Source organism: Pseudomonas sp. A-RE-19 (genome assembly GCF_019956555.1).
Classification (GTDB): Bacteria; Pseudomonadota; Gammaproteobacteria; order Pseudomonadales; family Pseudomonadaceae; genus Aquipseudomonas.
The window spans coordinates 21,809-28,458 of the sequence record NZ_JAHBDQ010000036.1 but is presented as its reverse complement, the minus strand read 5'-3'; the positions used below and the strand labels follow the sequence as shown (position 1 = coordinate 28,458).

At 57.7% G+C, this 6,650-nt stretch carries 6 protein-coding genes; 5 read left to right on the top strand and 1 reads right to left on the bottom strand.

The genetic code is table 11. The features are described from left to right. Positions 1 to 336: 336 nt before the first annotated feature. Entirely contained in the window at positions 337 to 2,271 is a 1,935-nt protein-coding gene (locus KGB14_RS21085) for an alkaline phosphatase D family protein (RefSeq protein WP_223488629.1), read from the top strand. 16 nt (positions 2,272 to 2,287) lie between these two features. Beyond that, complete coding sequence (locus tag KGB14_RS21080) at positions 2,288 to 2,815, top strand: adenylate kinase (protein ID WP_223488628.1); 528 nt, start codon at positions 2,288 to 2,290, stop codon at positions 2,813 to 2,815. Positions 2,816 to 2,969: 154 nt separating this feature from the next. Here KGB14_RS21080 and KGB14_RS21075 read toward each other — a convergent pair whose 3' ends face one another. Then, on the bottom strand, positions 2,970 to 4,145 hold the full coding sequence (locus tag KGB14_RS21075; RefSeq protein WP_223488627.1) for an aspartate aminotransferase family protein: 1,176 nt from the start codon (positions 4,143 to 4,145) through the stop codon (positions 2,970 to 2,972). Between the two features lie 102 nt (positions 4,146 to 4,247). On the opposite strand from KGB14_RS21075, the gene KGB14_RS21070 reads away from it, so the two are divergent. The 3 genes from KGB14_RS21070 to KGB14_RS21060 all read left to right on the top strand — a co-directional run bounded on the left by KGB14_RS21070 (position 4,248) and on the right by KGB14_RS21060 (position 6,642). After that, positions 4,248 to 5,153 (top strand): LysR family transcriptional regulator, encoded by a 906-nt coding sequence (locus KGB14_RS21070; protein ID WP_223488626.1) that lies wholly within the window; start codon positions 4,248 to 4,250, stop codon positions 5,151 to 5,153. Positions 5,154 to 5,227: 74 nt separating this feature from the next. Further along, entirely contained in the window at positions 5,228 to 6,241 is a 1,014-nt protein-coding gene (locus tag KGB14_RS21065; protein WP_223488625.1) for a sensor domain-containing diguanylate cyclase, read from the top strand. Continuing rightward, entirely contained in the window at positions 6,238 to 6,642 is a 405-nt protein-coding gene (locus KGB14_RS21060) for a GNAT family N-acetyltransferase (RefSeq protein ID WP_223488624.1), read from the top strand. The genes KGB14_RS21065 and KGB14_RS21060 overlap by 4 nt, the downstream gene beginning before the upstream one ends. Positions 6,643 to 6,650 lie beyond the last annotated feature (8 nt).

The following is a 6,650-nucleotide window of genomic DNA, read 5'->3' as shown; positions in this document are numbered from 1 at the left end:
CGCGCATTCTACAGCAGCCTCTGTTGCTGTCAAGCGGTTATTTTCAGAAGTTTTCAAAGTTTCGCTTGGAAATCTTTAACAACTTCAACCACTTGCGCTTCCGATCTCTCGTTAGCGGGAGGCGAATAATACAGTATTTTATTTAGTGGTCAACCACCTGCCGTGATTAATTTTTCACTTCGTAACGCGCCTCCGGGCCGGTATTGATTTTTGCTCTTGGGCGGTCCTGGCTTTAGCGATTACACATTAAGGCATGAGCCATTGGCCACCGGACATTCCTCGCCACCCGCTGCGCTATCATCGTCCGCCTCTCTGCACCAAGAGTCTTGAACCCGGATGTCCGAATCTCTGCCATTGCCTGCCGATCACTCCCCATTGCCATCGGTCCTCGTCGGCCCGCTATTACGGCGCCTGGAACCCTCGCGGCTGGTGCTGTGGCTGGTGGGGTCGCGTGCGCTGACACTGACGCTGCGCCTGCAACGAGTCGACATCTGTCTCGATGAGCATTGCACGATCATCCCGGTCGGTACTCATGCCTTCATTCATTTGATTGATGTACCACTGGATGCCGCCCTGCCCTGCGACACGTTGATCGAGTACGACCTGCTGATCACCGAAACGGATGGCGCGCCGTCGGGCATCGCCGAGTGGGCACCTCATCTACTGTATGGCGAAGCGCGTTGTCCGAATTTCGTGCTGCGCTCGCAGATCGATCAACTGCTGCATGGCTCCTGCCGTAAACCTCACCATCCGGCGGCCGATGGTTTGCTGTGCGTTGATCGGTTGCTGGAGTCCGAGCCGGACGCTTGCAAGCGCCCCGCACTATTAATGATGAGCGGCGATCAGGTGTATGCGGATGATGTCGCGGGACCGATGTTGCGGGCGATTCATGCCTTGATCGAGCGTCTGGGGCTATTCGACGAACACCTCGACGGTGCAGTGGTCAGCGACAGCGCCAAACTCTACGAGCACCCAGCCAGTTACTACCATCGTGCGGATTTGTTACCGGCGCTTGAGAGCAACGAAACTCTGCGCGAGCGATTTTTCGGTGGAGCGCGTAAGCCGATTTTTACCAGTAGCAGCGCCGACAACCATCTGGTGACCTTCGCCGAGGTCATGGCCATGTACCTATTAGTATGGTCGCCAACGCCCTGGACGCTGATCGCGCCGCAACCACCGGCACTGACGCCAGAACGACGCAAGCGTTATGCCCTGGAGCAGCTGCGCATCGATGAGTTCAAGAACGGACTGGGTGGTGTTGGGCGAGCGATGGCACATCTGTCGTGCCTGATGATTTTCGACGACCACGATATTACCGATGACTGGAATCTTTCCGCGCAATGGGAGGAAACGGCCTACGGCCATCCGTTCTCCAAGCGCATCATCGGTAACGCGCTGCTCGCTTATATGTTGTGTCAGGGTTGGGGCAACAACCCGGATGCATTTGGCAGCCTGCTGGAAAAAACCCGTTTATTGAGCGCCACGGGGCAAGACCATTACCTCGACAGCGACGTACAGGATGGTCTGATCGATGAACTGCTGTGCTTTCAGAAGTGGCATTACGTGCTCCCCACCCGCCCGGCGCTGGTGGTGCTCGACACCCGCACCCGGCGCTGGCGCAGCGAGATGAACCTCAAGCAACCGTCGGGCCTGCTGGACTGGGAAGCCCTCAGCGAGTTGCAACAGGAACTGCTCGATCACCCGTCGGCAATCATCGTTTCTCCGGCGCCGATTTTCGGCGTCAAACTGATCGAAACCGTGCAACGGGTGTTTAGCTGGTGCGGCTATCCACTGCTGGTAGACGCCGAAAACTGGATGGCCCATCGCGGCGCGGCGCAGGTGATCCTGAACATTTTCCGACACTCGCGCACACCCGGGAACTACGTGGTGCTGTCAGGCGATGTGCATTACTCCTTCGTCTACGAAGTACTGATCCGACATCGCAAGGCTGGCCCAAGAATCTGGCAGATCACCAGCAGCGGCATCAAAAACGAATTCCCGCCGGCCCTGCTCGAATGGTTCGACCGCCTCAACCGCTGGCTCTACTCGCCGCGCTCGCCGCTGAACTGGCTGACCAAGCGCCGGCGCATGCGCATTGTGCCGCACATCCCCGAACACGCCGAAGCCGGGGAACGGCTGTGGAATTCAGCAGGAATCGGCCAAGTGTTCTTCAATGAAAAAGGCCAGCCGCAGGATATTTATCAATTCAATGCGAATGGCTCGCCGAAGACGCGAATGATTGCGCCTGAAATTTCCGAAGCGGCTGACTGACTTCCCCCGAGTTGCCATGAGCAAACATCACCCGCACACCCTGAACCTCACCCGAACCCTGATCATCGGCAACTCCGGCTCGGGCAAAAGTTGGCTGGCCAAACGACTGACCGAGCACCTGCAAATGCCCTGGACCGATCTCGACCTGATTCACTGGGTATCCGATGAACACAGCATCGCCCGTCCCCGCGCCGAAGCATTGGGAATGGCCCGGGTGGCCTCGAGTAAAGAGTGCTGGGTGATCGAGGGCGTGTATGACTGGATAATCAGTGAACTTGTGGACCGGGCGACAGCGCTGATCTGGCTGTGCCTGGCGGACGAAGATTGCGTCAGCCATATTCTCCAGCGAGAGGCGAAGCGGGACGATAATGACGAGTTGCTGATAGCGTTACTGGAATGGGCCAACAGCTACCGTACTCGTGAAGGGTCCAGTGGATTCGCCGCGCACCAGCGTTTGTTCGAAGGTTTTAGCGGTTCGAAACGTCAACTGATGAACCGGGCTGAAGTCACGGCTTTTGTCAGTACGATGCAACAAACCGACTGATCGTTCCCAATTCCACTGACGAAGACACCGGTTCTGTAGGCGCTGCCGAAGGCTGCGATTTTTTGATCTTCAGCGATTCAAATTCTGTCGAAAATCAAGATCAAAAGATCGCAGCCTTCGGCAGCTCAGGGTAAATACGTACATCCAAGAGAAGTCAGGCTGCGCTCACTGCCCGACTAACCCCTCTGACAATCATCTCCACTTCCCGCTCATCAATCGTCAGCGGCGGCAGCAGGCGAATGGTCTTGCCCCGTGTCACGTTGATCAGCAAGCCATGATCCCGGGCGGCGATCAGGGTCAGGTCGCGAATCGGTTGCTTGAGCTCGATGCCAATCATCAAGCCTTGGCCGCGAATCGCCAGGACGTTGGAGTCATCGGTCAATTCGATGCGCAATCTGGCGAGCAAGCGCTCACCTTGCACTTTGGCGTTCTCCAGCAGCCCTTGTTCTTCAATGATTTCCAGCACGGTGCAACCGACGCGGCACGCCAATGGATTACCGCCGAACGTGCTGCCGTGGCTACCGGGCGTAAATAGGTCCGCCGCTTTGCCACGGGCCAGACAGGCGCCGATGGGGATGCCGTTGCCGAGGCCTTTGGCCAGAGTCATGACGTCTGGAACGATGCCTTCGTGCTGGAAGGCAAACCATTGGCCGGTGCGGCCGATACCGGTCTGGATCTCGTCGAGCATCAGCAGCCAACCGCGCCGGCTGCACAGTTCGCGCACAGCTTTGAGATAACCGGGCGGCGCCACTTGTACGCCGCTTTCACCTTGAATCGGTTCCATCAGGATCGCCACGATGCGCGGGCCGTGAGCCTGTTGCACCTTTTCCAGCGCTTGTAGATCGCCGAACGGCACTTTGATGAAATCCCCCGGCAGCTCGTTGAAACCCAGGCGCACGGCCGGGCCATCGCTGGCGGACAAGGTGCCGAGCGTTCGGCCATGGAATGCGTTCTCCATGACGATCACCAATGGCTGCTCAATGCCTTTGTGCCAGCCATGTAACCGGGCGAGCTTCAGCGCGGTTTCGTTAGCTTCGGCGCCGGAGTTGTTGAAGAACGCCCGATCCATGCCCGACAGCCGAACCAGTTTCTGCGCCAGCCGCTGTTGCCAGTCGATGCTGTACAGGTTGGAGGTGTGCAACAGCAGCCCGGCCTGTTCGCTGATGGCCGCCACGATTCGCGGATGGGAATGGCCGACGTTGGTCACCGCGACACCGGCTACCGCGTCCAGGTATTCACGACCGGCCTGGTCCCACAGGCGCGTGCCCAGACCTTTGCTGAAACTCAGGGCCAAGGGTTGGTAAGTGCTCATCAGGCAGGCGGCGGTCATGACATCAAACTCCATTAATAGTCGGTGTTTTTGCAGTATGGTTAGCCACCCGAGCTGGATAAACATCGCAACACTTCAATCATTTTAAAGCTGAGCTTGATAATGGATTTATTCCAGGCAATGACGGTTTACGTAAGAGTGGTGGAAGCTGGCAGCATGACCGCCGCCGCTTTACAGTGCGAAATGTCCACGACTATGGTCGGCAATCACCTGCGAGCCTTGGAGCAACGCTTGGGTGTGCGCCTGCTCAACCGTACGACACGGCGCCAGCGACTGACGGAATTCGGCACGGCGTACTATCAACGGTGTCTCGAAGTGCTGGGGCTGGTGGCCGATTCCGAACGCCTGGCCGAACAGACCCTCGACGAGCCGAGCGGCACCCTGCGCATCACCGCACCGCTGACTTTCGGTACCGAACGGTTGGCGCCGGCCTTGAGCGAATTCACCCTGCGCTGTCCGCAAGTCAAACTCGACGTCGTTTTGACCAACCAGCGCCTGGATCTGCTCGACAACGGTTTCGATGTGGCGATTCGCTTGGGCACTACCGAGCTGTCCAACATGATTGCTCGCCCACTTATCGACTACACCATGACCCTTTGCGCATCGAAGGACTACCTGGCGCGCCGAGGCACACCGGAAAAACCCGCCGACCTGCAACACCATGACTGCCTGGCCTTCGCCTACCCGGCTGGTGATGACTGGCACTCGGTAGCCAAACAATGGCGCCTGAGGGGACCCGAAGGCGAAGTCATGGTGGCGGTCAGCGGGCCGATGTTGATCAACAGCTCGGCGGGGTTGCATCAAGCGGCGCGCACCGGCATGGGCATCGTGATGGTGCCCGATGCATTGGTGGAGCAGGATCTTCAGGACGGAAAACTGGTGGCCTTGATGCAGGACTACCAATTGCCGAGTCGGCCGATGAGCCTGGTGTACGCTCAGGATCGCTACCGTTTGCCAAAATTGCGCAACTTCGTCGATTTTGCACTGCAGAGGTGGGGCAAGCACTAGCCGGGGTAATACGCCATGAACTAATCTGCTCGACTGGCAAGTCAGTTGATATCAGGGCGGTAGGGAGACCGATGATGGGTGAGGCATCGAATATCGAGCCGTTGAAGTTCAATCTGTCAGATTTTAACGAAGGCATGCTGCACACCATTCTGGAACTGGTGAGCGATGGCATCTGGGACTGGAACGCCAACACCGGGTTCGTCTACCGCAACCCTGGGTGGTACGAGATGCTCGGCTATGTGCCTCATTCCCTGGATAACAACGTGCTGACCTGGGAAAACGTGATCCACCCCGACGATTATTCGCGGGTCATGGCACTGTTTGATGACTACCTGAATCAGCGCGCTCCCGGTTATCAGGCCGAGTATCGCTGCCGCATGCGCGATGGCACGTATACCTGGATCGAAGATCGCGGCTACGTGCTGGCGCGCAATGCCGATGGCTCGGTGGCGCGAATGGTCGGCGCGCATCGCAGCATCGAAGACAAGAAACGCCTGTTCGAAGAGATGGAGCGACGCAATCAATCCCTCGAAGCCATGGTCGAGGAACGCACCCGGGAGTTGTCTCGGGTCAATCAGCAGTTGCAGATTCAACTCGAAGAGAATCGCAAACTGGCGGAAACCGATGTGCTGACATCCATCGCCAATCGCTATCGACTGGAAAAGGCCCTGCCCCAGGAATGCGACCGCGCCCAACGCTTTCGCCAGCCGCTATCGCTGATCGCCATGGACATCGATGACTTCAAGAACATCAACGACCACTATGGCCACGCCTTGGGTGATGCAGCGTTGGTGCAGGTGATCGAGAGCGTGAAGCACTGCGTGCGCGAAGGCGATCTGTTGGCGCGCTGGGGCGGTGACGAATTCATCATGATCCTGCCCAATACCTTGTTGGCCGACGCCAGGGCACTCGCTGAAAAAATCCGTCACGGCCTGTCGAGCTTGCTGCCGGTCGGGGACTATCAAGTCACCATGAGTTTTGGCGTGGTGCAACGCTTTGAAGAAGAGCAACAGACCGGGTTGCTGGCAAGAGCCGATCAGGCGCTGTATCGGTCGAAGATTGCGGGCAAGAATGTGATTTCGGGATGAATACTCCCGTGCTTATCCGTGATGTGCAGCCCTCGGACGTGGAGTCCGTGCGACTTTTTCTTGGCGAGAATGGCTGGGCTCACCGCACCGGCTCATCTGAATATTTCGCTCAACTGATCGCTAATTCCCAACGTACAGCTCTTGCGATAAAGGACTCCCACATCGTCGGGTTTGCCCGAGGTATCACCGACGGTTTGTCCAACGGTTATCTGTCGATGGTTGTCGTGTGCAGGCAAACTCGACGTGAAGGCATCGGTCGTGCGCTGGTTGAGCATGTCATGAGCGACACCACCGCCATTACCTGGGTTCTGCGAGCAGGCCGTGAAGGCGCTTCGGATTTCTTTTCAAAGCTGGGCTTTGAAACGTCGACCATTGCGATGGAACGCTCACGCTTGAAGTAGCCAATGCA

What these genes read in the sequence shown, in the direction of transcription:
- KGB14_RS21085 (WP_223488629.1), top strand. Translation starts at nt 337, where the DNA reads ATGTCCGAATCTCTGCCATTGCCTGCCGATCACTCCCCATTGCCATCG.
- KGB14_RS21080 (WP_223488628.1), top strand. Translation starts at nt 2,288, where the DNA reads ATGAGCAAACATCACCCGCACACCCTGAACCTCACCCGAACCCTGATC.
- KGB14_RS21075 (WP_223488627.1), bottom strand. Translation starts at nt 4,145, where the DNA reads ATGACCGCCGCCTGCCTGATGAGCACTTACCAACCCTTGGCCCTGAGT.
- KGB14_RS21070 (WP_223488626.1), top strand. Translation starts at nt 4,248, where the DNA reads ATGGATTTATTCCAGGCAATGACGGTTTACGTAAGAGTGGTGGAAGCT.
- KGB14_RS21065 (WP_223488625.1), top strand. Translation starts at nt 5,228, where the DNA reads ATGGGTGAGGCATCGAATATCGAGCCGTTGAAGTTCAATCTGTCAGAT.
- KGB14_RS21060 (WP_223488624.1), top strand. Translation starts at nt 6,238, where the DNA reads ATGAATACTCCCGTGCTTATCCGTGATGTGCAGCCCTCGGACGTGGAG.